Origin of the sequence: Thalassospira sp. (genome assembly GCF_030690045.1) — a bacterium.
Classification (GTDB): Bacteria; Pseudomonadota; Alphaproteobacteria; order Rhodospirillales; family Thalassospiraceae; genus Thalassospira.
Genome location: NZ_JAUYHK010000014.1, coordinates 164526 through 191062 on the forward strand (window position 1 = coordinate 164526; position 26537 = coordinate 191062).

23 protein-coding genes are annotated in these 26537 nt (G+C 55.9%); 8 read left to right on the top strand and 15 right to left on the bottom strand.

Annotated elements, in window-relative coordinates; genetic code table 11:
- Positions 1–38: 38 nt before the first annotated feature.
- Both Q8O73_RS11200 and Q8O73_RS11205 read right to left on the bottom strand, forming a co-directional pair.
- Positions 39–1019 carry a helix-turn-helix transcriptional regulator gene (locus tag Q8O73_RS11200; protein WP_305558243.1) on the bottom strand — a complete coding sequence of 327 codons (981 nt, stop codon included), beginning with the start codon at positions 1017–1019 and terminating at the stop codon, positions 39–41.
- Positions 1020–1394: 375 nt separating this feature from the next.
- On the bottom strand, positions 1395–2609 hold the full coding sequence (locus Q8O73_RS11205) for an NADP-dependent isocitrate dehydrogenase (protein WP_305558244.1): 1215 nt from the start codon (positions 2607–2609) through the stop codon (positions 1395–1397).
- A gap of 344 nt (positions 2610–2953) precedes the next feature.
- Between Q8O73_RS11205 and Q8O73_RS11210 the strand changes: the two genes are divergently transcribed.
- Positions 2954–3127 (top strand): hypothetical protein, encoded by a 174-nt coding sequence (locus Q8O73_RS11210; protein ID WP_305558245.1) that lies wholly within the window; start codon positions 2954–2956, stop codon positions 3125–3127.
- A gap of 16 nt (positions 3128–3143) precedes the next feature.
- Here Q8O73_RS11210 and Q8O73_RS11215 read toward each other — a convergent pair whose 3' ends face one another.
- Positions 3144–3806: a TetR/AcrR family transcriptional regulator gene (locus Q8O73_RS11215; protein WP_305558246.1), complete on the bottom strand. Its 663-nt coding sequence runs from the start codon at positions 3804–3806 to the stop codon at positions 3144–3146.
- Between the two features lie 94 nt (positions 3807–3900).
- Between Q8O73_RS11215 and Q8O73_RS11220 the strand changes: the two genes are divergently transcribed.
- Together Q8O73_RS11220 and Q8O73_RS11225 are read left to right on the top strand one after the other, a co-directional pair.
- Entirely contained in the window at positions 3901–5004 is a 1104-nt protein-coding gene (locus tag Q8O73_RS11220) for an HlyD family secretion protein (protein ID WP_305558247.1), read from the top strand.
- Complete coding sequence (locus Q8O73_RS11225) at positions 5004–6590, top strand: DHA2 family efflux MFS transporter permease subunit (RefSeq protein ID WP_305558248.1); 1587 nt, start codon at positions 5004–5006, stop codon at positions 6588–6590. The genes Q8O73_RS11220 and Q8O73_RS11225 overlap by 1 nt, the downstream gene beginning before the upstream one ends.
- 135 nt (positions 6591–6725) lie before the next feature.
- On the opposite strand, the gene Q8O73_RS11230 is transcribed toward Q8O73_RS11225, so the two are convergent.
- The 7 genes from Q8O73_RS11230 to Q8O73_RS11260 form a co-directional block, all read right to left on the bottom strand.
- Positions 6726–7571, bottom strand: a complete 846-nt coding sequence (locus tag Q8O73_RS11230) for a carbohydrate ABC transporter permease (protein WP_305558249.1) — start codon at positions 7569–7571, stop codon at positions 6726–6728.
- Positions 7568–8461 (bottom strand): carbohydrate ABC transporter permease, encoded by an 894-nt coding sequence (locus Q8O73_RS11235; RefSeq protein ID WP_305558250.1) that lies wholly within the window; start codon positions 8459–8461, stop codon positions 7568–7570. Before Q8O73_RS11235 ends, Q8O73_RS11230 begins: the two co-directional genes overlap by 4 nt.
- 75 nt (positions 8462–8536) lie before the next feature.
- Positions 8537–9799, bottom strand: a complete 1263-nt coding sequence (locus Q8O73_RS11240; RefSeq protein ID WP_305558251.1) for an ABC transporter substrate-binding protein — start codon at positions 9797–9799, stop codon at positions 8537–8539.
- Complete coding sequence (locus tag Q8O73_RS11245) at positions 9792–10928, bottom strand: ABC transporter ATP-binding protein (RefSeq protein ID WP_305558252.1); 1137 nt, start codon at positions 10926–10928, stop codon at positions 9792–9794. The genes Q8O73_RS11240 and Q8O73_RS11245 overlap by 8 nt, the downstream gene beginning before the upstream one ends.
- Position 10929: 1 nt before the next feature.
- The gene (locus Q8O73_RS11250) at positions 10930–11709 is read right to left on the bottom strand and encodes a DeoR/GlpR family DNA-binding transcription regulator (RefSeq protein ID WP_305558253.1); all 780 of its coding nucleotides are present in this window, start codon (positions 11707–11709) and stop codon (positions 10930–10932) included.
- A 215-nt stretch (positions 11710–11924) separates the two neighbouring features.
- The gene (locus Q8O73_RS11255; RefSeq protein WP_305558254.1) at positions 11925–12992 is read right to left on the bottom strand and encodes a cytochrome-c peroxidase; all 1068 of its coding nucleotides are present in this window, start codon (positions 12990–12992) and stop codon (positions 11925–11927) included.
- Positions 12993–13196: 204 nt separating this feature from the next.
- Entirely contained in the window at positions 13197–13781 is a 585-nt protein-coding gene (locus Q8O73_RS11260; RefSeq protein WP_305558255.1) for a TIGR00730 family Rossman fold protein, read from the bottom strand.
- Positions 13782–13995: 214 nt separating this feature from the next.
- Here Q8O73_RS11260 and Q8O73_RS11265 point away from each other — a divergent pair, with 214 nt between their 5' ends.
- The 4 genes from Q8O73_RS11265 to pssA all read left to right on the top strand — a co-directional run bounded on the left by Q8O73_RS11265 (position 13996) and on the right by pssA (position 17940).
- Complete coding sequence (locus Q8O73_RS11265; RefSeq protein ID WP_305558256.1) at positions 13996–14943, top strand: hypothetical protein; 948 nt, start codon at positions 13996–13998, stop codon at positions 14941–14943.
- Positions 14944–15136: 193 nt separating this feature from the next.
- Positions 15137–16282, top strand: coding sequence for an Ig-like domain-containing protein (locus Q8O73_RS11270; protein ID WP_305558257.1), 1146 nt, complete (start codon positions 15137–15139; stop codon positions 16280–16282).
- Positions 16283–16396: 114 nt separating this feature from the next.
- Complete coding sequence (locus Q8O73_RS11275; RefSeq protein WP_305558258.1) at positions 16397–17086, top strand: phosphatidylserine decarboxylase; 690 nt, start codon at positions 16397–16399, stop codon at positions 17084–17086.
- Complete coding sequence (pssA, locus tag Q8O73_RS11280) at positions 17086–17940, top strand: CDP-diacylglycerol--serine O-phosphatidyltransferase (protein ID WP_305558259.1); 855 nt, start codon at positions 17086–17088, stop codon at positions 17938–17940. The genes Q8O73_RS11275 and pssA overlap by 1 nt, the downstream gene beginning before the upstream one ends.
- Positions 17941–18006: 66 nt before the next feature.
- Here the strand turns inward: pssA and Q8O73_RS11285 are convergent, their stop codons facing one another.
- From Q8O73_RS11285 to Q8O73_RS11305, 5 genes are all read right to left on the bottom strand, one after another.
- Positions 18007–18882: a transporter substrate-binding domain-containing protein gene (locus tag Q8O73_RS11285; protein WP_305558260.1), complete on the bottom strand. Its 876-nt coding sequence runs from the start codon at positions 18880–18882 to the stop codon at positions 18007–18009.
- 94 nt (positions 18883–18976) lie between these two features.
- Positions 18977–19849: a hypothetical protein gene (locus Q8O73_RS11290; RefSeq protein ID WP_305558261.1), complete on the bottom strand. Its 873-nt coding sequence runs from the start codon at positions 19847–19849 to the stop codon at positions 18977–18979.
- A gap of 197 nt (positions 19850–20046) precedes the next feature.
- Positions 20047–23238, bottom strand: coding sequence for an efflux RND transporter permease subunit (locus Q8O73_RS11295; RefSeq protein WP_305558262.1), 3192 nt, complete (start codon positions 23236–23238; stop codon positions 20047–20049).
- Between the two features lie 24 nt (positions 23239–23262).
- The gene (locus Q8O73_RS11300) at positions 23263–24378 is read right to left on the bottom strand and encodes an efflux RND transporter periplasmic adaptor subunit (protein WP_305558263.1); all 1116 of its coding nucleotides are present in this window, start codon (positions 24376–24378) and stop codon (positions 23263–23265) included.
- A gap of 43 nt (positions 24379–24421) precedes the next feature.
- Positions 24422–25012, bottom strand: a complete 591-nt coding sequence (locus tag Q8O73_RS11305; RefSeq protein WP_305558264.1) for a PadR family transcriptional regulator — start codon at positions 25010–25012, stop codon at positions 24422–24424.
- Between the two features lie 278 nt (positions 25013–25290).
- On the opposite strand from Q8O73_RS11305, the gene Q8O73_RS11310 reads away from it, so the two are divergent.
- On the top strand, positions 25291–26520 hold the full coding sequence (locus Q8O73_RS11310; protein ID WP_305558265.1) for an AraC family transcriptional regulator: 1230 nt from the start codon (positions 25291–25293) through the stop codon (positions 26518–26520).
- Positions 26521–26537 lie beyond the last annotated feature (17 nt).

The window sequence follows — 26537 nt, forward strand, 5'->3', positions numbered from 1 at the left end:
ATATTGCTGTCGTTTTTCGGATATTGAGGGCCAAGACTCTATGCGTTTTTACGTACAGTCTCGGAGGGAAGTTCGCCGAACTCCCGACAATAATCCTGGGCAAAACGGCTCATATGCGTGAAGCCCCATTGTTTCGCGACATCAGAGATCGCATCCCCGTCCAACTCTGCCAGCAAGATTGCCCGGATGCGTTTCAATCGGACAATGCGCAAATAGGCCATCGGCGTTATACCATACGCATCCATGAATCCTCTTTGCATGCCGCGATAGCCACATCCGGCCACTGCTGCGATATCGGCAAGTCCTATTTTCTTGTCAGAATGGGCGTGGATATAATCACGCGCACGTTTAATGTAATAGGGAACAACCTTTGTGACGTCATGGCCATTCATGATGTCCTGATAGCTGTTGGGCAACAGGCTCAGGCACTGCGTTAACAGGATATCTTCCATCTGCGCTGTGACGATTGGATTGTGTAATTCACGCAAGGGACCATCAAGTGCTTCGGCGACATAGTGAACGGTATTGCGGAAAACAGTCCAACCAAGCGCACTGGAATCAATCGCGGGATCGAAACTTAATCCCATCAAATCGACGTCTTCGCCAACCAGAGAACGCGCATGGTTTTTCAATTTATCCTTGGATAAACGAAGGACGAATGCGCCGAAGTTATCTTCCGTGGCGCTGACCGGGGCAGCCAAGTCACGCATGAACCCCTGACCGGTTGAGAATGTCAGATCTTTTCCACAATGTTGGGCTACCCCCGAACCACTGGTAAGCATATATAACAGCAGCCCGTCCGGATCCTGTTCAGAAGAGGTCACACTGAGTCTGGTTGCATCGAGAGTCACATGCATGAGGCTGATGTCACCAGACTCCACCGCGGCAACACGGACATTCAATTCCGCATTCGGCCCCTTAATATCAAAGTCATGACGGGAGGCTAAATTCTTAATGGACTCTCGAACCTGATCCAAATCGGTCGAAGATAAAATCGTATGGTTTTGTAAATAGGTCATTGCCGCCCCCAACGTCTATCCCCCCGAATAATGCGCTGTTCCCTATGTCAAAAAGCAATGAAGACGTTCTTATAATATCTACAAAGAGAGCGGTAATCTATTCAAGATTGACGTTGGGGCAAGGCAAAGGGCAAAGGCGCGAACGATAATGTCGTGACGGCACTTCAATCGGAGGCTCTTTTTATCAAGCAAGGCTCTGAAATCACTGGCCCCTGATGTCGGTAACGAAATTCAGGGCGGCACAATAGACCTGTTCTATGGTTGGTCTAAAGACCAACGCCGCAATGCGAAAAGCCCCCGCTGATATGGATCAGCAGGGGCTTTCCTGATGGGTAAAACGGCCCGTTTATATCACGGGGAAGATCAGCAAGCTGATCACACCATGGCCGATTTCAGGCCTTCGTCCAGTTTGTCAAGGAACTGGGTGGTGGTCAGCCATTTCTGGTTCGGACCGATCAGCAATGCCAGATCCTTGGTCATGAAACCGGCTTCGACCGTATCGACACAGACCTTTTCCAGCGTTTCGGCAAATTTCACCACATCCGGGGTGTTGTCGAACTGGCCGCGATATTTCAGGCCCTGCGTCCAGGCAAAGATCGACGCAATCGGGTTGGTCGAGGTTTCCTTGCCCTGCTGGTGCTGGCGATAATGGCGGGTGACGGTGCCGTGGGCCGCTTCGGCTTCGACCGTCTGTCCGTCCGGCGTCATCAGAACCGAGGTCATCAGGCCAAGCGAGCCAAAACCCTGTGCGACGGTGTCGGACTGAACGTCGCCGTCATAGTTTTTGCAGGCCCAGACAAAACCGCCATTCCATTTCATGGCGCAGGCAACCATATCGTCGATCAGACGATGTTCATAGGTGATGCCCGCCGCCTTGAACTTGTCGGCAAATTCTTCCTGATAAACCTGTTCAAACAGATCCTTGAAACGCCCGTCATAGGCTTTCAGGATGGTGTTCTTGGTCGAAAGATAAACCGGCCAGCCAAGGGTCAGGCCATAATTCATGCAGGCGCGGGCAAAACCGATGATGCTGTCATCAAGGTTATACATCGACATCGCCACACCGGAAGACGGGAAATCGAACACTTCATGTTCAATGGGCTCCCCGCCGTCGGCAGGCTGAAACTTGATCGTCAGTTTACCGGCACCCGGTACCTTGAAATCGGTGGCGCGATACTGGTCGCCAAAGGCATGACGGCCGATCACAATCGGCTGGGTCCAACCCGGCACCAGACGCGGCACGTTGGAACAAATGATCGGCTGGCGGAACACGGTGCCGCCGATGATGTTGCGGATCGTGCCGTTCGGCGATTTCCACATTTTCTTGAGATTGAATTCGGTTACGCGCTCTTCATCGGGGGTGATGGTCGCGCATTTGACGCCAACGCGATATTGCTTGATGGCATTGGCGGCATCAATCGTGATCTGGTCGTTGGTTTCGTCGCGTTTTTCAACGCTGAGATCGTAATATTTCAGGTCGATATCAAGATAGGGCAGAATCAGCTTGGTCTTGATGAAATCCCAGATGATCCGGGTCATTTCGTCGCCGTCAAGCTCGACAACCGGATTTGCCACTTTGATCTTGGTCATAAAAATACTCCCTTTCTGGCCGCTGCCGGAAAACAGCGCGGCCGCCATTTGACGAATTGGTCAAATTCCCATCCGGCGCGCGAGGGAGCGCCCTGGCCGCGTCGGGAGCCCGCAACATACAGGATGCGCGCCAAAAATCAAAGGGGGCACGCATGACAAAAAATCAGACTTTCGGACAGCGGATTTTTCCGTCATCCGCCCCCTGTCCGACCCGGCCTGGCGCACATGATGCCAAATGCGAACCGGACTGATTTCGATCAAGGACACAGGCTGCGAAAAAGGCAATTCTTTGTGTGATATCGGTGCCATAATGACACGATACAAAACAATGGGGATACCGGACCATGTCGATGTTTGACCATTTGGCTGTGTTGATGACCGTGATTTTTGCGGGTTTTCTTCTGATCGGGGTGGGCTTTACCAACCGTGACAAGAACTGGGGGATCGCCCTGATTGCCATTGGGGCGGCGACCATGATGGTGCCGGTCGCCTACAAGATTTTCATGACGTTCGGGTGAATTTGGTGACCGTTGGTCAATAATTTTTTGACGTGTCGTCGGCCTTGTGGGGATCAATCCCGTAACCGCGCAGGAACATATCGACTGCGGCAATCACATGGGCGTGCAAATCGCGGGCCTGTGGTTCCCAGTCGATATAGGTCATCTGCCGTAAATCGTAATCGGCTTTCAGCAAGCTTGCAAAAAAAACGGCGGCCTGTTTCGGGTCGCTTTTGGGGAAGTTTCCCTCGGTCATCTGGTGTTCAAAATAGGATGTGATGATCTTGCGTCCGATCATCAGGCCGCTTTCATAAAAGACCTTCCCCATATGGGGAAAACGCGGCACTTCGGACAGATAGAGTCGCATATAGCGGATTGTATCGGGCGAGGTCAGAAGCGTCATCAACGTTTCGCCAAAATGGATCAGGGCATCGCGCAACGGCATTTCTGACAGTTTCAGATCGGCCATGACCGATGTCACCCGGCCGGTGCAATTTCGGATGACCGCCTCGAACAAACCATCCTTGTTGCCAAACAATTCATAAATCGTGCGGCGCGATCCGCCAGCCTCAGCCGTGATCATTTCAAGCGTCGTCCCGGCCAGACCGTGTTCGCAAAACAGTTCCCGGGCAACGTCGATCATCATTTCGCGACGTTTGCGTGTTCGGGCATCGGTGGCGGGTGGTTGCGTGTCGGACAAAAGATTTTCCAATTCCAAGCTTGACGGTTGGTACTGATTGGTACCATAAAGGAGCAAATGGTACTGATCAATACCAAAAGGAAATTGAAAGACGATGGATGTGAAGAAGATCATCCTGCCGATTTTCGCGGCGGCGATCATTGGCGGCGGCGCTTATTATGGTGTCTATTGGGTGACAGAAGGTCAGTTTCATCAGGAAACCGATAACGCCTATTTACAGGCTGACGAGGTGGCGATTTCGCCCAAGGTATCGGGTTATGTCGCCGATCTTCGGGTTGCGGAAAACCAGCCGGTGCGCCGGGGCGATCTGTTGATAGCGATTGATGATACGGATTATCGCGCCGCCCTGAAGCAAAGCATGGCGGCCTGGCAGGCGAAAGTCGCCGCCGTTCAGACCATGGACGAACAGATCCTGTTGCAGGCTGCCGCCATTGAACAGGCCGAAGCCAATCTTCAGATGGCAAGGGTGGAGCTTGGCCGCACCGCCGATGATTTTGACCGGTATCAGGATCTGGTCAAAAAGGGTGCGGCCAGCCGTCAAAAATTCGATTATGCCAAGGCCGACCGTCAAAAGGCGCAGGCCGAAGTTTCAGCTGCCAATGCCACCCTGTCGGTTGAAAAGGGGCGTCTTGCAGTTCTGCACGCCCAGAGAATTGAGGCCGAACGTGCGGTGTCACAGGCTGATGCCGCCCGCGAAATTGCGCAACAGGCATTGGACGATACCTGTATTTATGCGCCGTTTGACGGGGTGATCGGCAACCGGTCGGTTCAGACCGGCGCGCTGGTACAGCCCGGTGAACAGCTTTTGGTTCTTGTGCCGCTGCCGGGTGTTTATGCGGTTGCCAATTTCAAGGAAACCCAGATCGGCCATATGGCGCCGGGGCAAAAGGTCAGGATCGATGTCGACGCCTTTCCGGATGCCGAAATCACCGGTCGGGTGGACAGTTTCGCACCCGCCACCGGCGCGCAGTTCAGCCTGTTGCCGCCGGAAAACGCCACGGGAAACTTTACCAAAATCACCCAGCGCGTACCGGTGCGCATCGCCCTTGATAACAGCGATTTTGCATCGGCCTTACGACCGGGATTGTCGGTTGTGGTCACCGTCGATATCCGCGATCCGGATGGAGAAGAGCACGCCGAAGGTACAGGTCTTGCCAGTGTTGTCGTACCGGTTGCGGAAGTCTCGGAGCGTAACTGATGACCCGCACGGCCTCCACCACAATTGCCCCGCCTGCCGGGCCAACGCAACATGTCGATACCCTGAAATTTATCGGCTGGATCGCGATGGTTTTTGGCATGTTTCTGGCAACTCTGGACATCCAGATTGTCGCAAGCTCGCTTGAGAATATTCAGGCGGGTTTGTCGGCAAGTCCCGATGAAATCAGTTGGGTGCAGACCAGTTACCTGATCGCCGAAGTCGTGATGATCCCGCTGTCGGGGTATCTGTCGCGTCTGATTTCCACCCGATGGCTTTTTGTGATTTCGGCAATCGGGTTTACGATCATGTCAATTGCCTCGGCCTGTGCGTGGTCCCTTGAAAGCATGATCTGGTTCCGGGCCGCCCAAGGATTTCTGGGTGGGGCGATGATCCCGACGGTTTTTGCCACCACCTATATTATTTTTCCGCCCAGCAAACGCAATATGGCGTCTGTGATAATCGGGTTGATTGCGACCATGGCCCCGACGGTCGGGCCGACGCTGGGTGGTTATCTGACGCAGTCTTTTTCATGGCACTGGCTGTTTCTGATCAATGTCGTACCGGGCATCCTGATTGCGATTGTCGTTGCCATAACTATTGATGTTGACCGCGGTGACAGATCGGTGTTGCGCAATTTTGATCTACGCGGCCTTGTGGCGATGGCGTTTTTTTTGGGCAGTCTTGAATATATTCTGGACGAAGGGCCAAAGGATGACTGGTTTGATGAACGGGCCATTGTCTATGGCGCGATTATCTGTGTGATTTCGGGGATCTATTTCTTTCGGCGGATGTTTACCTGTGACCATCCCATTGTCGATTTGCGGGCGTTTTCCGATCGCAATTTCACTATGGGCTGTATCTTCAGTTTTACCCTTGGTATCGGGCTTTATGGCAGCGTCTATATTCTGCCGTTACTGCTCAGTCGGGTGCGGGGTTTTGACAGTCTGGAGATCGGCACGATCATGGCGGTGACCGGCATCTGTCAGTTCATTTCAGCCCCGATTGCCGGAAAAATGACGGCCAAACTGCCCGCGCGTCTGGTGTTGGGAATCGGGCTTTCCCTGTTTGCCTGTGGTGTGGCGCTGAACGGGTTTCAGGACAGTCAGGTGGCGTTCCATGAAATGATCCTGCCTCAGGCTGTGCGCGGTTTCGCCCTGATGTTTTGCATGCTGCCGATCACCAATCTGGCGCTGGGCACCTTGCCGGTGGAAAAGATTAAAAATGCCAGCGGGTTGTATAACCTGATGCGCAATCTGGGCGGTGCCATGGGGCTGGCGGCGATTAATACGTTGCTTGATAAACGAGAAGATTTGCATTTCGCCCATCTGGCCGAACACATCAATATGGCAAGCACCGGTTTTCTGAATTATCTGACGGCCCTGACGGCGCGCTATACCGAAATGGGGCTTGCCGATCCGCAGGCAGCCGCCATGAAATCCATCGTCAATATCGTAACGCGAGAAGCCAGCATGATCTCGTTTAACGATGTGCAACTGGCCATGGCGGCGGTTTTTGTTCTGGCCCTGCTGTTGCTGCCCTTTGCCCGTCCGGTGCGCAGTGGCAAACCGTCGGCGGACGCACACTGATACAGGACGATAATTGTAACTCACAGAACAGGCCGCACACCCGTCTCCCCGACCCCGCGAGCATCCCCGCTCGGTGCGGCCTGGCCGGTCCCTCTTAGTCTCCGGGGGGGCCGGCTTTTTATGTGTCCGGTCGGGTTAACGAATGCCCGCCCGCAGGAAAGCCTGAATGAAGTGCCGCTGAAAAATCAGAAACGCCACCAGCAAGGGCAGGACGGTCAGAAGGGTGGCCGCACTGATCACGGAAATATCAACCCCGGTTTCCGGTGCGCCAAACAGCGACAGACCGACGGTCAGCGGGCGGGTGTCAGGCGAATTGGTCACAATCAGCGGCCACAGGAAATTGTTCCAGTGGGTGGCAACCGACACCAGCGCATAGGCCAGATAAACCGGTTTCGCCGCCGGCACATACACCCGCCACAGCACGCCCATCCATGAACAGCCCTCAATCCGGGCGGCTTCTTCCAACTCCAGGGGGATCGATTTGAAGGCTTGCCGCAACAGGAAAATGCCAAAGGCGCTGGCCATATAGGGCAGGCCAATGCCCAGCGCCGTGTCAAACAGGCCCAGTCGGGAAATCATCGCATAATTTTCGACGATCAAAACTTCGGGCAGAATGAAAAGTTGCAACAGCACCAGCAGAAACACCGTATCGCGCCCGCGAAAATCAAACCGGGCAAAGGCATAGGCGGCAAGGGTGCATAATATCAGTTGCCCGATCAGAATAAGAGTGACGAGAACAAGGGTGTTGAGGAAATAGGTTCCCCATGGCACTGCCGTCCAGACGGCCCGGTAATTATCGAATGTCATCAACCCGCCCGGATCAAGCGCAAACGCCGTGCCGGGGGCCTGAAACGAGGCCCATGTGGCAAACAAAAGCGGCGCGATCCAGACAATCGCCAGCACCCACGCGCCCAGTGTATCGAGAATCCGGCCCCATGGCAGGGCAAGGACCGTGGTTTCAAAAAAGCGCACAGCAATCATCGGTAATGGGTCCGTTTTTCAACCAGGCGGAATTGCAGCACGGCGATGATCCCGAGAACAAGAAGGACCAGAACCGTCATGGCCGCAGCATGGGGGCGATCAAAATAGGAAAAAGCCATCTCCCAAATCCAGTAAAGGATCAGCTTGGAGGCATTGTTAGGCCCGCCCTTGGTCAGGATAAAAAGATGATCAATCAGTTTGACCGAATTGATCAGGGCATTGACGAAGACGAAAATCGTGGTCGGCATCAGCAAGGGCAGTAAAACCCGGCGTGTATAGGTCCAGCGGCCCGCCCCTTCGATGCGGGCGGCCTCGTGCAGGTCGGGTGGGATGGTTTGCAGGGCCGCCAGATAAAAAATCATGAAAAACCCGGCTTCTTTCCAGATTGTTACAATGATCACGGCGGCAAGGGCGGTTTCCGGTTGTCCCAGCCAGTTGGTCGGGGACATGCCAAACAGACTGGTCAGGCGGTCAATCACGCCAAGGTCGGGGGTATAGAAAAACAGCCACAGATTGGCCGCAGCAATCATCGGCAGGATTGTCGGCGTAAAATAGGCGCCGCGCACAAAACTGCGGGCCGGAATACGGGCATTGGCCCACAAGGCCATGATCAGGGCAAACAGGATCGAAACCGGAATGGTAATTCCGGCGTAAATCAGATTATTGGTCGTCACCGTCCAGAAGACCGGGTCGGCAAACAGATCCTGATAATTCTCCAGACCGTTAAAAACACTGGGCCGTCGCGCCGTTCCACGGGAAAACAGGCTGTTCCAAAGGGTGGAGATCGTCGGGATAAAGGCAAAAACCGTCAGGAGGATCAGGGCGGGTGCCGCCAGCATCCAGCCATACAGCGACAGGCGGCGTTTTTGGGTCCGGGCCAGAGCATTCATAAGATCGTGTCCTGCGGCAGGGCGGTAAGAATGGAAACATCCGGGGCAGGAACACTGCCCCGGATGCCTTATGGTTTAGCGAAACGGTTTCAGCAGGCGGTCTGCTTCGGCCTGGGCCTCGGTCAGGGCGTCTGCCGGGGTTTTTGCACCGGTCAGGGCCGCCTGAATGGCATTGTTCAGGGCTTCGCGGACACGGGCGGTTTCATAGGTGGAAAATTCGGCAATCGCGACATCAAGCTGATCGCGGGCGACCAGCGCCTGCGGAAAGTCGGCGGCATAGGATTGCAGCTTGTCGGTGGCATAGGCATCCGGGGTGACGCCGACATAACCGGTGGCAATCGACCAGTCAGCCGCACGTTCCGGGGCCGTCATGTATTTGATCAGTGCCAGCGATGCCTGCTGCTGTTCTTCGGTGGCATCCTTGAACAAATAGAAATTGCCACCGCCGGTCGGCGAACCGGGCTGTTTGCCTGCGGGCAGCATGGCAACACCAAAGTCAAAGCTGGCTTCTTTTTTGACGGCACTCAGATTGCCGGTGGTGTGCCACATCATGCCGGTCTGGCCCTGAACAAAGGCCTGACGCAGGGTGCCCCATTCGATGGTGCCTTCGGGCATGATTTTGTGTTCGGTGGCAAGGCCGCGCCAGTAATCCAGCGCCTCAATCACGGCAGGATCGGCAAAATAGGTTTCGGTGCCGTCCTTGCTCATCAATTCCTTGCCATTCTGGATCGCAAAGCACTGGAACATCCAGTAAGGATAGCCGGTCGATGGCACCATCAGGCCCCATTTGCCGTCTTTGGCCAATGCCTTGCCGGCATCAACCATGGCGTCCCACGTTGCAGGAGGCGTTTCGGGGTCCAGTCCGGCGGCGCGGAACATGTCCTTGTTGTAATACATCACGATGGTCGAACGCTGAAACGGGATGCCCCAGGTTTTGTCATCGACCTTGCCATTCGCCATCAGGGCCGGATAAAACCCGTTCAGCCATTCCTTGTCTTCGGCTGTTTTGACAATCTCATCGAACGGCAGGATTATATCCTGTTCGATCAGGTCATAGACATCGATGGAAAACAGCACGGAAAGTTGTGCCGGTTCGCCGCTTTTGATTGCCGAAAGGGCCCGCAAACGGGTGTCGTCATAATTGCCGGAATAGATGGCATTGACGGTCACATCCGGGTTTTCCTTTTCAAAACCGTCGATCATATTGTCGATGACTTCGGTCAGGGGGCCGCCAACAGCCACCGGGTAATACATGGTCAGTTCAACGGCGGATGCCGGGAACGCCACGCTGGCAAAAAGCCCTGCGGCAAGGGCCGTGCGGGTGAAGGTCTTACGCATCTGAAGGGGTCCTTTCTAATGACCGGTCAATAACGGATGTTGCAGAATCGCTATCAATGGAACGGGCAGGGGGCGTTGCACCGGACAGCATCAGGCGCTGGCCGCTTTCGCGCGCAAACCAGTGGGCCGCAACGCGGGCCCAGGAAAGGGACACAAACATGCCCGGCGAACAATGGACACGACCCGGCAGGCGGGCTGTAACCTCGCCCGTGCCTGCAATCGCAAGATAAACAAAGGTTTCCGGCCCCAGAAATTCGGTTGAAACCACTTTGGCCGACAGGCCGCGCCCGGTTTCGGGGATCAGTTGGAAATCTTCGGGGCGAACGCCCAGCAAAAGGTCTTCGGGGGCGATGTCACGGGGTTGCATTTCTGGCGGCAAAAGGGTGGCCGGTAACAATTCCATCGGCGGACTGCCGACAAAACCGGCGGCAAAGGCGGTTGCCGGGGTACAATACAGATCGGTCGGGCTTCCGGCCTGTTCGACACGTCCGTTATTCATCAGAATAACCGTATCGGCCATGCCCATGGCTTCGGTCTGGTCATGGGTGACATAGACCACGGTAATGCCAAGGCGTTGTTGCAGATCGCGGATATCCTTGCGCACTGAATGGCGCAATTTGGCATCAAGGTTCGATAACGGTTCATCCATCAGGCATAACGGATGTCCGGCAACGATGGCGCGGGCAAGGGCAACACGTTGGCGTTGACCGCCTGACAATGCCGACGGTTTGCGGTTTTCCAGTCCGGCAAGGCCGGTCAGGTCAAGGGATTCTGCCAGGCGGCGCAAAATGTCATCCTTGCCGCATTTCCGAACCTTCAGGCCAAAAACGATATTCTCCGCGACGCTAAGATGCGGGAACAGCGCATAGGATTGAAAGACCATCGACAGGCCGCGTTTGGCGGGCGGTTCGGCGGTGACATCACGTCCATCGATATAAATGGCACCGCTATCGGGGGTTTCCAGCCCGGCAATCAGGCGCAGGGTTGTGGATTTTCCGCATCCCGATGGCCCCAGCAACACGACAAACGCTCCGCGCGGAATATCAATTGAAACGTCATGGACACCATTGCCGCCGCCAAAAACCTTTGAAACATGATCGATGCGGATAAACGAAGTCTGGGCAGTCATTTTACTGGTCGCCTTTCGCGATTTGCAGGCGTTTGCGCACATCCTGCCGGTCAAAAAGCGGGATAAAGGCACCACCGGGCAGGGTGTCGATCACCACAATGTCGGAATCGGTGATATGGCCGCCCTTGGCGGGGGCGGCGCGGTTGAATTTGGAATGGTCGGCAACCAGAACAGAACAGCGGCAATTGGCGGCAATCGCCTGCCGCAGGGCGACTTCGCGGTGATCGAAATCGGTCAGGGTGCCGTCTGTTTCAATGCCGCCAACGCCAAAAATGCCAAAATCCGCCTTGTAATTGTGAAACATGGCTTCAACATCCGGCCCCAAAAGATCGCGGTCGGGAAGGCGCAGAACACCGCCGGGAATGACAATGCGATTGCCGCTATTGGTACCCAGCGCCATGGCGGCGTTCAGATTGTTGGTGATGACCGTCAGATTGCGGTGCCCGGCAAGATTCAGGGCCAGAAGTTCAAGCGTGCTGCCTATCCCGATCAGGATTGATGAATTGTCCGGGATCAGATTGGCAACATGCAGGGAAATGGCGTGTTTGGCCCCGATATTGATCACCTGTCGGGAATCGTAGGACATGTTCATCCCCGGTTCACCGGCATATTCCACGCCACCATGCCGCCGTCGGACCAGATTGGCGCGGTTCAGGATGTTGACATCGCGCCGCACAGTTTGCGGGGTTACGGCAAACTGACCGGCAAGTCCTTCGATCGACGCAAATCCATCGCGGCGCAGAATATCGATAATGTCTCGCTGGCGATCCGAAATGTTCATTTGCGCGCATCATTTGTTGTTTTGAACGATGATGCGATCATATTCGTGATTGTTTTCATTGGTGTTTCAGGCTTGTGACATTCGTATGAATGTTTCCCCGGAGGGAACCTGTTGCCGGAATTCCCCGATTTCCGGCAAAAAAAAACGCCGCCCGGTGTATCGGGCGGCGAGGTTGCGGGTGTTTGTCCGCAAGTGTCAGGTTTTGTGATGCAGGATCACGGTGCGGTCATCGATACCGGGCGCGGGGTGGTTGCAGTTTCGACCGGCAGGATCGGATATTCAACCCGCGGGGTTTCACCGGTCAGGGTGCGCAGAAATGCCGTGATCAGTTTGATGTCGGCATCATCCATTTCGGTGCCAAGCTGGCTGGAACTCATGACGGCCACGGCCTGTTCAAGGCTCCAGACCTTGCCGGAATGGAAATAGGGCGCGGTCAGTTCGATATTGCGCAACGGACCGGCACGGAAGACATATTCATCGTCTGCCGTCTGGGTAACGGCAAAGCGGCCCCGGTCATCAGGCGGCAGGATTTCAGCACCGGGCTGTTCCATCACACCGAACGGGTAATACCCACTGCCGCCGATATTCACCCCATTGTGGCAGGACACACATCCGGCATCGATGAATTTTTCAAGCCCGGCCAGTTCGGTTTCGGTCATGACAGCGTCATTGCCTTCAAGGAACTGGTCAAACCGCGATGCCGGGGTGATCAGGGTGGCTTCAAAGGCTTCTATCGCCTTGGCCATATTGTCAAAGCTGACCGGGTCTGCCTCGCCGGGGAAGGCAAGTTTGAAACGGGCAATATATTCCGGCATGCTGTTCAGCACTTCAACAACCCGTTCCGGCGTGCTGGCCATTTCAACCCCGGCCTGAACCGGGCCTTTGGCCTGTGCCTTGAGATCTTCGGCGCGGCCATCCCAGAACTGGGCTTCGTTGAACACGGCGTTCAGGACGGTCGGCGCATTGCGCGGGCCTTTCTGCCAGCCATGACCAATCGATACTTCCAGATTGTCATCCCCGCCCATGCCCAGATTATGGCAGGTATTGCAGGAAATCAGCGCCGAAGACGACAGGCGCGGATCGAAAAACAGCATCTTGCCCAGTTCGACCTTGTCACGGGTAACGGCATTGTCGCGCACGGCGGGAACCATGGACGGAATGACGTCGAAATTTTCATTTGCCATTTCGCGCAGGCTGGCAATGTCGGTGGCAAATGCGGCGGTGCTGATCCCGGCGATCATCGCCGTTGTCCCCAACAACCGGATCATACTTGAAACTCTCATGATAGTCCCCTCTTTCTCTCTTCAGGTCAGGGAACTACACCACCGGGGGGCTTTGGGAACCATGACTTATGTCAAAGTTCTAATGTAAATAGAAGCCGTCTGTTTGTCCTGAATCAAGGCAAGAATCTGCAAATCATGAGTGTCGCGGAAAACGCAAAAATCCCGCAGCCACAGACTGCGGGATTTGAACCGTAACAGCAGGACTTACAGCAGTTTTTCGCGCGGATCGAATTTCGGAGCCGGTTCGGCGGCAAGCTGTTCAAAAACCTCTTCAAGGGTATCGGCAACCGTAAAAAGATTGCGGTTCGACGGGCGGGCAAAGCCTTCCTCGATAATGCCGTCAATCATTTCAAGGCATTTGTCCCAATAACCAAGGTCATTGAAAAACACCAGCGGCTTGTCATGAATGCCAAGCTGGCGCAGGGTCAGGGCCTCGAACGCTTCGTCAAGGCTGCCCATGCCGCCCGCAAGGGTGACAAAGGCATCGGACCGGCGAAACATTTCGACCTTGCGTTCATACATCGATTTGCACACGATCAGTTCCGACAGGCCGGTATGGCCGACTTCGATATCGTCAAGATGCTGCGGGATGATGCCAATAACCTTGCCGCCATGGGCCATGACGGCATCGGCAACTGCCCCCATCAGGCCAATGCGGCCCCCGCCATAAACAAGTGCCACACCGCGTTCGGCCATCATGCGGCCAAAGGCAATGGCATTTTCACGGTGTTGCGGATTGACGCCATTCGATGCGCCGCAAAAAACGCAAATGGATTTGATCTTGGTCATTGGCGACCGGCCTCTTTGATTATCGTGTTGCGGATGGAAACAGTATCGGGACTTTTGCCCGATGTTACTGTCCCCTTTCTTCGGGACCATAGCTTATGATATGGCAACGCGGTCAACAGAATTTGATGATACAACCCGAATTGTGCCGTAATTCCGGGCAGGATGCCGGTTGTCGCCCTGAATATATGATTTGAATAAAGGCAGGTTTTCCCCGGTGTTTGTCGATAATCCCTTTTGGTTCGCCATTCTGGTGTCGGGTGTGACCGCCACGGTTTTGATGCTTGCCCTGTGGCTGGGTCTTGACCGGGCGGTGGCGCGGCGCATTGTTCTGGCCGCCGTGATTCCGGCAATCATGGTTGCGGTGCCTGCGGCAGGCGGCCTGCCCGAGAGCGCACGCAACGGGGTGGGCGCGGTTCTGGTGGCGGTTCTTCTGGGCGGTATGGCCGGGGCTGTTCTTGATGTCATGCGTCTGGCCGGGCGCAGTGCGGCGATCATGGCGGCTTTGGTCCTGACCGGGGCCGGGTGGCTGGTGCTGTCCACCGGGGTTCATGGCGGGATTCCGGGCGGATCGGCCATTCTGGTCATGGTGTGCTGGGCGGCGTTTTTCGGATTTGGCGCGGCATTGATGGCGGTGACGGTACCTGATTTTACCGTTGAACCCGCCGGGTCAGGCAAGAAAACCCGGTCGAAAAAAAGCCGCGAAACGGTTGCCGCTGCGGCAACCACAGCAGACCGGGGGCCGGGCGCAGTGGCGGTGTTTCTGGCGCTTTCAATCGGGCAGGGCATGATTGCCGGCCTGTTTGGCCTCCATGATCATGTGATTTTGCACGGGGCGATGGCGGTGGCCTTGCTGGTTGCCCTGATCTGGGAAAAGGCGGCCCCCGAATATCGGGCGGCCCTGTGGTTGGCGATGGGGCCGGGCCTGATGGTGGCGGCCAGCAGTGCGATGATCATGGTCCCGGCATCGGTGGTGGCCCACCTGATATTGGTTCTGGTGATTTTTGCCGGGACCGGATCGGCAATGATTGAACGATCCTTGCCGGTTTCGGGCGGGGCCGGGCAACTTGTGGTTTCGCTGATGGTGCGGGCCAGCGTGCTGGTGTTGCCGGTTCTGGTGGCGGTTTTGGTCGCTTATATCGGGGCATCGATGCAAACATCCTGAAACTGTTCATCTTTGCCTAAGGGTTGGGGCGTAATCTGCATTTGTTACGGTATGGAAACTGTGCGATGAAAGTAGTACAAGTTTCAAATCGTGCCGGGAGAAGGGCCAGACCTGTGGCAATTGGTTATGCCGGTGCAGGGGCTTTTTCCCGGTCGCTATAAAAAAACACAACCACCGTTCAAGGATATTGCCGGTGAAAAGACCTTATATCCTCGTCATTATTGGCGTATTGCTGATTATTGCTGCGATCATCCTCAATTACATGTTGACCCGTTCAGCCGATGATGACGCGCCGGTTTCATCCGACGCATCATCCGTGGCTCCGATGGCGCGGCCTGGCCCGACGTCGGGTGATGGTGCGCCGGTGACGGGGGACCCCTCCGGGGATGCGCCGGAAATTGCCAATCCCAGTTTCGATGTTGTCCGGGTCAGTCCCGAAGGCAATACCGTGATTGCCGGTCGCGCCGAACCGGGCAGCCAGGTGCGTGTCCGCGACGGTGAAACGGTGATTGGCGAGGCAACCGCCGATGCGCGCGGCGAATGGGTGATTTTACCGGAAACGCCGTTATCTGCCGGGGATCGTGAATTATCGGTCGAGGCCGAGGGAACCGACGGCGAAATCCGCACCGCCGATGATCATGTTGTGCTGTTGATCCCGGAACAGGCCGCACCGACACCGGCTGCTGAAGCGGCTCCTGCTCCGGCCGAAACGGCTGACGAACCTGCTGCGGCACCGGCGGCGCCGGAACAGCAATCTGTCATTGCCCTTCTGGTGCCCAATGACGGGGATGGTCCGACGACAGTGATGCAGGGGCCAGGGGCTGTTGAAAATCCGGCAAATGACGCCCGGATTGACGCCGCAACTGATGCCGCACCACAGCCGCGCCTGAGCATCGATGTTGTCGATTACGACGATCAGGGCCGGGTGGCGATGTCGGGCAAGACCGATGCCGGTCATGATGTCCGGGTCTATCTGGATAACCGTTTTGTCGGCGAGGCCCCCGGCAGTGATGACGGCGCATGGGCCCTGACGATTGGCGAACCGGTTGAACCGGGGCAATATACCCTGCGTGCCGATCAGCTTGATCCCGATGGCAAGGTGGTGGCACGGGTAGAAATTCCGTTTGAACGCGCCGATACCAGCCGGATTTTGGAGCCGGGCGCACGCTATGTCGTGCAACCGGGCAACAGTTTGTGGCGCATTGCGCGTCGGACCTATGGCGACGGTTTGCAATATTGGGTGATCTATAATCAGAATCGCGGGCAGATTCGCGATCCTGACCTGATTTACCCAGGGCAAATATTTGCCTTGCCAGAAACCGGGGAAACGCCGCAATAAGCGGCGTTTTCGCTTTTTGGTTCAGGTTGCGTTGCCCGCACCCCCTACTAGATGATAAGAACGTCGTTCGGCCCGTGGATCGGGCCGGATGCATGGCAATTAGGGAATAATATTTTGAAATCAGTTCTTGTACCGATCAATCCCGAAGGCTGGAAATTTATTGCGATTTTCGCCGCAGTGACCGTGATCCTGTTTCTGATTGCCGAGCCTGTGGGCTGGATTGGCGTGATCTTGACCTTGTGGTGCGCGTATTTCTTTCGCGACCCGGATCGCGTCACCCCGGTTGGTGACAATCTGGTGATTGCCCCGGCCGATGGCCGGATTTGCATGATTTCCAAGGCCCCGTTGCCCAAGGAACTGGAACTGGACGACAAAACCCCGCGCACTCGCATTTCGATTTTCATGAATGTTTTTAACGTCCATGTAAACCGGTCGCCGGTGGCCGGTGAAATCGTTGGCGAGGCCTATGTGCCTGGCAAATTCGTCAATGCCGAACTGGACAAGGCATCCGAGGCCAACGAACGGCAGATTTTGCTGGTCCGCGATGCCGGGGGCCGCGAATTTGGCGTGGTGCAGATTGCCGGTCTGGTCGCACGGCGGATTTTGTGTGATGTCGGTCGCGGGTCGATCCTCAAGGCGGGTGAACGGTTTGGCCTGATCCGGTTTGGCTCGCGCGTTGATGTTTATCTACCCGAAGGGGTGGAGCCAAAGGTCTGCGTCGGGCAATTGACCGTGGCCGGTGAAACCGTTCTGGCCGATGTTTCGGCCAGTGATGCAACAGTTCTGACCGGGGAGATTCGTTAATGGCAGACGGCACGCACCGCAAACCCCGCCGTTTCAAGGCATTGTCGATGGCGCGTCTGGCGCCGAATGTCGCGACGTTGCTGGGCATGTGTGCGGGTCTGACGGCAATCCGCTTTGCGATGCAGGGGCGGTGGGAAGCCGCCGTTGCCGCGATTCTGATTGCCGGAATCATTGACGGGCTGGACGGGCGTCTGGCACGGATGCTCAATTCCAGCAGCCGCTTTGGCGCCGAACTCGATTCCCTGTCGGATTTCGTCTGTTTTGGCGTTGCGCCGGCGATGATGATGTATTTCTGGTCATTGCATCAGTTGGGGTCGATCGGCTGGGCGCTGTCGCTGTTATTTGCGGTGTGTATGGTGTTGCGTCTGGCGCGATTCAATACGCAAATGCTGGGCGAACCGGAATTGCCGACATGGGCCTACCGGTTCTTTACCGGGGTGCCTGCCCCGGCGGCGGCCGGGCTTTTGATGTGGCCGATGGTGTTGCAATTCCAGTTCGGCGGCGAATTTTTCGACAGCCCGGTGATCACCGCCCCCTATATCGTGCTGGTTGCCTGTCTGGCCGTGTCGCGGTTGCCGACCTTCAGTTTCAAGAAAATCAAGGTGCCGCGTGCCTGGGTCTTGCCGTTGATGCTGGCCTTCGGGGCGTCGGTGGCATTTCTGGTATCGTCGCCGTGGCTGACATTGTCGATCATTGCCGGGGTTTATTTCGCGACCTTTTTCTTCAGTTTCCAGTCCTATCGCCGCATGGGAATCGAACATCACCGCGAAGAAGGCGGGGCGGAGGAAGAAGACGATCTGGGGCAATCCGATGATGACCCTGATGACGGGCTGAACCGGGTGCATCAGAACTGAGAAAACCGGATATTTCGCAGAAAAACGGGCAGGGTCATAACCTTGCCCGTTTTGTTTGGGGCGTCCCTATTCGGTCAGGTCTTCCGGATGATGTTCCATGGCGGCAAAAATGCGCTGTTGTTCGGCGATGGTATGCAGGGCCAGAAACTGTTTCATCCACGGTTTGTCGGGGCGGACTTTGATTAGGGTATTGATGTCATTTATCACCGCCATCCCGACCGGGTTTTTGGTGCAGCCGACATGGATATTCAAAGGGTCCGGGGCCTCGATAATCGGGATCGATATCAAATCGGTGTCGGTATCTGCACTGGCGCGGTAATGATACATTTCGGCGGGATAATACAAAACCCAGTCCAACCGCCCCAGGGCCAGCAATTCCAGAAACATGTCGTCATTCGCAGTTTGCCGGACATTGCGCATCAGATTGGTGTGTTTCAACATATCATCAATCGTCGGCCCATAGGAACGGCTGCCTCGGATCGCAGTATTCAGCGCGGTGTTTTGCAACAGGCGTTGCAGGCTCAAAGCGCCGTCATCATTCAGATAAGGAGTGAAAAGCGTCAATTGTTCTGCCCGGATGATCACGGAAACCGGCAAATTGACAGCGATCACGTCACTGAAGGTCACAAAATTCGCCCGTTCTTCGGTTTTGATCAGGCCTGCCCAGCAGGCAAAGTTGCCATTGCGCATGTCGGCAATCGTCCGGGCCAGCGGCATGACAGTGGTTTGATGATCATAACCGGTCAGATGTTCCTGAAACCAGCGCAAGGTATATCCGGCAAAACCTTCAAGGCCATTCGGGGTTTCAACAAAGCCGGGTGGTTGGGCATCATGGGCCCAGATAATCGTTTGTTGGGCCGATGCAAATCCCGTGCCGTTCAGGAACAGAAAGACAACGACAGCCACGCGATAGAGATTGCGGAATGTTGCGGGTGCTTTCATGGTGCCGTGTGTCCTTGACGGTATCGGTTTTAATAAGGCTTCCTGTTATCTGGGATGACGGGGATTCGGTTTCAATATGTCGGAAAACCGGTGATTATGACGGTGGCCGATTGCGGCCATTCTGCCAGATGCGCACCGCATTGGCATACCATGCGCGGTCGGCATCGCTCAGCCAAGTGGCATAAAAATGCGTCCACGGCATGTCGGGATGGTCATCAACAATGTCATTGATGGCAGCAATCGCCGCCTGTCCGGCAGGGGTGTTTGAACAGCCATAGGTGGCCTGTAAAAGGTCGGTATTTCCGGCAACCGGCAGGGTGGTAAAGCCGGTTTGCGGATTGATCTGGCGGCGGAAATATTCAATCTCGGACGGGAAAAACAGGGTCCAGTCGATCCGCTTGAGGTCCAGCAGGGCCAGAAATTTGTCGTCATTGCTGATGCGGGTAATATGGGCGGTTTGCGGGATGTGATCCAGAATGGTGTCAATCGCCGGGCCATAGGCGCGACCGCTGCGCAAGGCCGCCCGAAGCGACGTGTCCGACACAAGCGACGAAAAATCAAGATGGCCATTGGCATCAAGATAACCGGCAAAACGGTCCCGATCCGTCTCGCGAATGATGACCGTAACGGGCAAATGCAACAGGATGGTATCGGCAAAGCTGATATAACTCTTGCGGTCTTCGGTCGGGATCAGGGATGAACTGCACACCAGCGTCCCGTTGCGAATTTCGGCCAGAATGCGCGAAATCGGCAGGATGACATTGTTATGGCGATAATCCGGCAGGCGTTCGGTGAACCAGTTCTGGGTTTGGGCACCATAGCCCGACAAACCTGCACCATCCTCGATAAAGGCCGGGGGAAACACCGGTGCCGCCCATGTCAAAGCCACCGGATCAGCAGCCCGCGCGATGTCATATCCGCCCAGAATAAAACAGCTTGCGGCAATGAAGGAACGCAAACAGCCCATAATGCTGACTTTCTCGCTACTGTTCCGGCCAGATGACGCAGACTTTATCACAGAATTACATAAGAAAGTGTAAAATACTATCCCATTGCATAGTGTGCGGTCCGGGATGCGTTCCAAAAAGTACCGGCCCCCTGAAAACAGGGGGCCGGTCAAACCGCGCAGCGGGGTCGGGGGGAGAGTCTGCGCGGCCTGTCTCGTTACAGCGGCACCTGACCGGTTTCACCTTCCTGATGGCCAAAGCGACGGGCAAGGCGTGCCCGCACACGCCGCATCAGACCCGCCGCCTTGTGACGCATCAACAAGGCGCAGGGGGTAAAAATCAGGGTCAGCACGGTGGCAAAGGCAAGGCCAAAGGCAATCGAGGTTGCCAGTTGCACCCACCATTGCGTCGAAGGCGCGCCGATGGAAAATTCGCGGGTGGCAAAATCGATATTGATCTGCAAAACCATCGGCACCAGCCCCAGAATGGTGGTGATGGTCGTCAGCATCACCGGACGCAAACGTTGTGCCCCGGTTTGCAGAATGGCATCCTCGATATTGTCCGCCGTGATTTTAAGCCGGTCAAAGGTATCGATCAGCACGATATTGTTGTTCACGACAATCCCGGCCAGCGCGACAATGCCAATGCCGTTCATGACAATCGAAAAAGCCTGCCCGGTCAGTAACAACCCGGCCAGAACACCCGCCGTAGACATGATGATGGCGGCCATGATCAAAAGCGAACTGGAAATGCTGTTAAACTGGGTGACCAGAATGACAAACATGATGAACAGCGCAACCGTGAAGGCCTTGGCAAGGAAGTCTGCCGATTTTTGCTGTTCTTCGTCCTGCCCCTTGAAGGTGACACTGACGCGCGGGTCGATTTCCAGCCCGGCCATCCATTCCTTGACCTCACGCACTTTGGTGTCGACCAGAACACCTTCGGATACGTCAGCCTTGACGGTCAGGGCGCGCTGGCTGTCCACCCGGGTCAGGGTGCCGGTTTTCAGTTTGGGGCGGCGTTCAACAAAGTTCGACAACGGCACCAGCCCCTGATCGGTGACAATCCGCAGGCGTTGCAATTCTTCCAGCGTGCGGCGGTCATCGGGATAACGTCCGACAATATCGATTTCCTCGGTCGAATCATCCGGGCGATAGGTCGAAAAGGTAATGCCGTTGGTCACCAGTTTGATGGTGTTGCCGATCGTCGTAATATCGGCCCCGAATTTGAGCGCCTGGGCACGGTCCACCACATATTCCCAGTCAATACCGGGCGGTGATTTGCCATCTTCGTAATTATAAAGACCGCCCAGTTCATGCAGGCCATCGGTAATGCGGGTGGCCGCTTCGTCCAGCAATTGCGGATAATATGACCGTAATTGAATCTGCACATCCTTGCCTTGCGGCGGTCCGGCTTCGGCGGCACTGATTTCGACATGCACCCCGGCAAGGTCCTCCGTGACGGCAAGGATTTCCTGTTCCATGATCGATGCCTTGGGCCGGTTCTGCCAATCGGCATATTCAAGCTGAATGACGCCGATCACGTCTTCGGCGGCTTCGTTGCCCCCGGAACCCAGACCCGACCGGGCATAGACGGTATCAAACCAGTGTTGGTTCACATGCCCTGCATCCAGTTCAAGAATGCGGTTTTCAACCTCGCGGACCAGCTCATCCTGCTCGTAATAGGACATGTTGCCGCGTGCCCGGATCTGGATGGACGATACTTCGGGTTCGACTTCCGGGAAAAATTCAAACCCCTTGCCAAACTGTCCAAAGACCATCCAGACACCGATCAGAATGCCAAAGGCCAACGGAATAATCAGCCAATAGACTTTCAGGGCACGGCGCAGCGTGCGGACATAAAACCCCGTGCCACCGGTCAGATCGTTTAGCTGATCGATTTGACCAGCCGCCACGGCGTCAAGGGCCGGGCTGGATGCGGCACCGGGCTTGCCAAACCATGCGCCGACGGTCGGCACAAAAATCAGGGCCATGACAAGCGATGCAGACAGGGTAAACAGCACCGTAATCGGCAGGAATTTCATAAACTCGCCGACAATATCGGGCCAAAAAGCCAACGGCAAAAAGGCGGCAAGGGTGGTGGCGGTCGAGGCAATGATCGGCATACCCATGCGTTTGGCCGCCAGCGGATAGGCCTGTTTGCGATGCAGGCCGTCCAGCATCTTGCGATCGGCATATTCGGTCACGACAATCGCGCCATCCACCAGCATCCCGACGGCCAGTATAAGGCTGAACAGCACCACGATATTCACCGTCATGCCCAACGCATACAGGATCAGAATCCCGGTCAGGAACGACCCCGGAATGGCAAGACCAACCAACAGCCCCGACCGCCAGCCCAGCGACCAGATCACCACAATCATCACCAGCAAAATCGCCAGAATCACGCTGTTTTGCAGTTCGTTCAGCATGGTGCGGATATCGTTGGATTGATCCTGTGAATAGCTGATCTGAACGGTCGGCGGGAAGGTTTCGGCACGCGCGGCTGTCAATGCCTTGACGTTATCGATCACCTCGATGATGTTTTCACCGACCCGTTTGGAAATCTCGATTGCAATGGCGGGCTGGCCATTCAGGCGGGCAAAGCTGGTAACGTCCTTAAATGTCCGGCGGACTTCGCCGATATCGCGGAACCGCACCACGGCATCGCCATCGACCACAAGCGGCATATCAAGGATATCATCAACCGTTTCAAACAGGCCGGGAACCTTGATGTTAAAGCGCCCCGTGCCGGTGTCAAGTGCGCCTGCGGCAACCAATGAATTGGAATTGCGCACCAGTTGCACCAGATCGGTGCCGTTCAGGCGATAACTTTCAACCTTGACCGGATCAATGATGAATTCGACCAGTTCCTCGCGGTCCCCGGCCAGATTGGCCTCCAATACGGCCGGAATGCCTTCGATATCGTCTTTCAGATCGCGGGCAAGCCGCACCAGGGTCCGTTCGGGAAGATCGCCCGACAAGGTGACGACCAGAACCGGAAACAGCGACAGATTGACTTCATGCACTTCGGGATCGTCGGTATCGTCGGGCAGGTCGGATTTGGCGATATCGACCCGTTCGCGCACATCGGCCAGTGCCTCGTCAATATCGACATTGGCATAGAATTCCAGCGTGACCGATGCCCCGTCCTGATACGATTGCGACCGCATTTCCTTGACGCCTTCGACCGTGCGCAATTGCTGCTCCATCGGGCGCAGCAACAACCGTTCGGCGTCCTCGGGCGAAATGCCGTCATGATGCATCGATACATACAGGATCGGAATCTGAATATCCGGATCGGCTTCCTTGGGGATGGCGTCATAGGCCACCCAACCCGCCACCAGCAGCAGGATCAGGGTCAGAATCACGGTGCGGGACCGGTTCAGGGCAGCGTCAATCAAAGACATGTGATGTCCCTCGTCTGAATGGCGCTAGTTTGCGACCGCGTTGGCTGGATTTTTGGCGACATCGGCAGGATCAAGGCGGCTGACGGTGACATGCACGCCTTCGCGCACCCAGTCATGGCCGACCACAATCAATTCAATCTGATCGGGCAGGTCGCCAACCCAGACGGAATCACGGTTCCCGCCCTGCAAATCGACCGGATAAAACACCACATGGTCATCAACCACCCCGCGCACACCCAATTGCCCGGCATCGTTCAGCGTCAGGACAGACGGCGGCACCGGATGGGCGCGTTTGGTGCCAATCGGCACCTGAAGTTCGGCGGTCATGCCATCGGGAATACGGTAATCGGGATTGGCAATTTCAATTTCCACCCGAAAGGTGCGGGTTGCCGCATCGGACATGCGTGAGGTATAGCGCACCATCCCTTCGCGTTCGGTCCCGTCCAGCAAATGCGCCAGGGCAAGTTGTCCCGGCTCAATCATGCCAATCGAATGTTCGGGGACATGGCCGACCACCAGAATCGGGTCGCTGTCAATCACGGTGGCGACGATATCGCCCACCGCCACCAGATCGCCGATTTCAGCCTGCCGGTCCTCGACAAGGCCGGAAAACGGGGCGCGGATCACGGTATTGGCCAGTTCAACCTCGATAACCTTCAGATCGGACCGGGCTTCTTCCAGCAGGGCCTTGCTCTCGGCAACCCCGGTTTTCGACCGGTAATCCTTTTGTGCAAGGCTTTCGGAGGCATCGTTTTCCAGTTTGCGCTGTTCGACCAGGGCACGTGCCCGTTCAAGACGTGCGGTGCGGTCTTCGGTCGCAAGGCGGATCAACACATCGCCCTTTTCAACCCGGTTGCCTTTTTCCACGGCGACTTCGGTGACGCGGGCGGCGGTTTCGGCCTTGATATCCACCTTGATCACCGCCTCGGTCCGGCCGGAAAGATGCAGATAATCCACATGTTCCTGTGCGGTCGATGTCATGACACGCACCGCAGGCAGGGCCTCGGCCGGCTGGGATACCGTGGCGCCGTCCGGCCCGTCGGTGGTCGCACTGTCGCCCTCTCCGGCGAACATGCCCGAGACCACCCACAGGGTCGCCCCGACAGCAAGAGCAATGGCAATGATGCGTGAGGCATTCATGGTATCAGTCCTTTGTTGTCATCCTGTGGGCCGGACCCGAAGGTTAACGGCTTTTATGATTGTTGCGGCGCGCCCTAAGATCATCGATCAGGGCGGTTTTGTTCTTGCGGATAAAGTCCAGCGTGGCGCGATACATCGCCTCGCCCAGCCCGGAGACAAACTTGCAACCGGGTTTCAGATCGCCATTTTCCTCGCGGCCATAAATGCCGCACGATGTGTCGTCGCGTTTACGGTCCGGGTCAATCTGCGCCAGGGCAATTTCCTGGCGGGCTTCCATTTCGTCCAGCAGGGCTTCGGTCAGTTCGACCGGCAATTCTTCGGCAAAGGTCAGCATGAACAAAATGTCGGAACGATAACGGTCTTCGCCCGGCCGGGTTTGCAGCAGGCCGCGCAAAAAGCTGCGCCGTCCCTCGGATGTCAGTTGATAAACCTTTTTGTCGGGGCGGTTTTCCTGCTCCTTCTCGACAAAGGTTACCATCCCGTCCTGTGTCAGGCGGGTCAGGGCCGGATAGATGGACCCCAGCGAAGCCATTTGAAAATGGCTGTAGGTGCCATCTTCAAACATTTTGCGAATTTCATATCCGCTGGCCTCACCCCCCATCAGGGCACCAAGGCATAACGTGCGTACATCCATTACATTTTGTCTTTTCTGTTTTCACCTGATCAGGGTGACTGTATCGGTCCGATATATATCAGTCTGTAGTATGACGGATTGATATAGTCAAGAAGTTGTCAACAGTGTTATGCTCCCCCGGATTGAAACAGGATGCCCCGGCCTGAAAATGAACGGATGTTGCGGGTTTTGCGTCCGTTTGTGCATGGTCGGACGCCGATTGTGTCTGGTCGTGCATATTGAAACGATTGTGTTGGCAGGGATGCCGGTGCGCATTGATGCGACGAACGGGTATTTTTATGACGGTGGAATTTGCCAAATATGCCGATGTCACAATCGGGGTGGTCGGGCTGGTGCAGGGGGTCTTTTTGTTCCTGTTGTTGCGTGCCGAAGGCATGCGGGCCTTTGCCGCCAACCGCTGGATGATGCTTTTCATTGGCGGGGTGATGATCAATCTGTTTGAAGACGTTATCGAACTGTTCGCCGACGGTCGGGGCGAAGGCCTGATCCTGTTATTCTTCTTTCCGGCCAATTTCCTGATCGCCCCGGCGATTTATCTGTATTTTCGCGAAATATCGGGGACGCCATCGCGTCGGCCCTGGGTGCATTTCCTTTTGGCCGGGCTGATTTTTAACCTGATGGCATGGCTGGTGACGATGGATGGCGGGCAAACCGCAACCGTATCGGGCGCCCCTGGCATTCTGTCTTCGGCGATTGAAAGTTTTTGCTGGTTTGCGATCATTACCCAGATCGCGATCTATATTATGCTGATCTGGCGGGTGTCGCGCCGTTATTTCCGTCAGACCCAGACCCAGCTGGGGGCGGACCGGCACGCGATGCAGCGCTGGATGGTGGTTATTCTGGGCGGTGTCAGTCTGATTTTCGTGACGGTCATTACCAGTAAGATCACCGCTTTCTACCTGCCCGAAGACATGGCAATGACCGGCACCGGGGTTGCCTTTGTGCTGGTGCTGTTCGCCATGAGTTACGTGATTGCGACCCAGCCCGTTCTGTTTGTCATGGCAGACTGGCCTGACGATGACGCGGCAGCACCTGTGAACACCACCATCCCCGTACCGGATAATGGCACTTCGGGCGTATCCCGGCCTTTGCTTGATGATGAGGGGATTGTTCTGGCGCGTCGGCGGCTGGATGACATTCGCAAACAGGGTGATCTTTTGTTCGATCCGCTGGTATCCCTGCCCAAACTGGCGCGCGCGGTGGGGATTTCCCCCAATCAGCTTTCTTATGTGCTGAATCGTCATGTCGGACAGAATTTCTTTGATTATGTGAATAACGCCCGGATTGACGAAGCCCGTGCGGTTTTGCTGGCCGAACCGGATCGCACGATCCTTGATATTGCCCTTAGCGTCGGGTTTAATTCCAAATCGACCTTCAATCTGGCCTTCAGGAAACTGACCGGCGAAACGCCCAGTGCAATTCGGGCCACGGCACGCAATGCGGTTGCAAATGATCTGACCGAACCGGCCCCCCGGGCAGACGCAATGGGTGCAATCGGCCAAAAATAATGCCATACGGCAAAGGG

Excerpts from the sequence above, each read along its gene's own strand:
- Q8O73_RS11200 (WP_305558243.1), bottom strand. The coding sequence starts at position 1,019 with ATGACCTATTTACAAAACCATACGATTTTATCTTCGACCGATTTGGAT.
- Q8O73_RS11205 (WP_305558244.1), bottom strand. The coding sequence starts at position 2,609 with ATGACCAAGATCAAAGTGGCAAATCCGGTTGTCGAGCTTGACGGCGAC.
- Q8O73_RS11210 (WP_305558245.1), top strand. The coding sequence starts at position 2,954 with ATGTCGATGTTTGACCATTTGGCTGTGTTGATGACCGTGATTTTTGCG.
- Q8O73_RS11220 (WP_305558247.1), top strand. The coding sequence starts at position 3,901 with ATGGATGTGAAGAAGATCATCCTGCCGATTTTCGCGGCGGCGATCATT.
- Q8O73_RS11225 (WP_305558248.1), top strand. The coding sequence starts at position 5,004 with ATGACCCGCACGGCCTCCACCACAATTGCCCCGCCTGCCGGGCCAACG.
- Q8O73_RS11230 (WP_305558249.1), bottom strand. The coding sequence starts at position 7,571 with ATGATTGCTGTGCGCTTTTTTGAAACCACGGTCCTTGCCCTGCCATGG.
- Q8O73_RS11235 (WP_305558250.1), bottom strand. The coding sequence starts at position 8,461 with ATGAATGCTCTGGCCCGGACCCAAAAACGCCGCCTGTCGCTGTATGGC.
- Q8O73_RS11240 (WP_305558251.1), bottom strand. The coding sequence starts at position 9,799 with ATGCGTAAGACCTTCACCCGCACGGCCCTTGCCGCAGGGCTTTTTGCC.
- Q8O73_RS11245 (WP_305558252.1), bottom strand. The coding sequence starts at position 10,928 with ATGACTGCCCAGACTTCGTTTATCCGCATCGATCATGTTTCAAAGGTT.
- Q8O73_RS11250 (WP_305558253.1), bottom strand. The coding sequence starts at position 11,709 with ATGAACATTTCGGATCGCCAGCGAGACATTATCGATATTCTGCGCCGC.
- Q8O73_RS11255 (WP_305558254.1), bottom strand. The coding sequence starts at position 12,992 with ATGAGAGTTTCAAGTATGATCCGGTTGTTGGGGACAACGGCGATGATC.
- Q8O73_RS11260 (WP_305558255.1), bottom strand. The coding sequence starts at position 13,781 with ATGACCAAGATCAAATCCATTTGCGTTTTTTGCGGCGCATCGAATGGC.
- pssA (WP_305558259.1), top strand. The coding sequence starts at position 17,086 with ATGGCAGACGGCACGCACCGCAAACCCCGCCGTTTCAAGGCATTGTCG.
- Q8O73_RS11285 (WP_305558260.1), bottom strand. The coding sequence starts at position 18,882 with ATGAAAGCACCCGCAACATTCCGCAATCTCTATCGCGTGGCTGTCGTT.
- Q8O73_RS11290 (WP_305558261.1), bottom strand. The coding sequence starts at position 19,849 with ATGGGCTGTTTGCGTTCCTTCATTGCCGCAAGCTGTTTTATTCTGGGC.
- Q8O73_RS11295 (WP_305558262.1), bottom strand. The coding sequence starts at position 23,238 with ATGTCTTTGATTGACGCTGCCCTGAACCGGTCCCGCACCGTGATTCTG.
- Q8O73_RS11300 (WP_305558263.1), bottom strand. The coding sequence starts at position 24,378 with ATGAATGCCTCACGCATCATTGCCATTGCTCTTGCTGTCGGGGCGACC.
- Q8O73_RS11305 (WP_305558264.1), bottom strand. The coding sequence starts at position 25,012 with ATGGATGTACGCACGTTATGCCTTGGTGCCCTGATGGGGGGTGAGGCC.
- Q8O73_RS11310 (WP_305558265.1), top strand. The coding sequence starts at position 25,291 with ATGACGGTGGAATTTGCCAAATATGCCGATGTCACAATCGGGGTGGTC.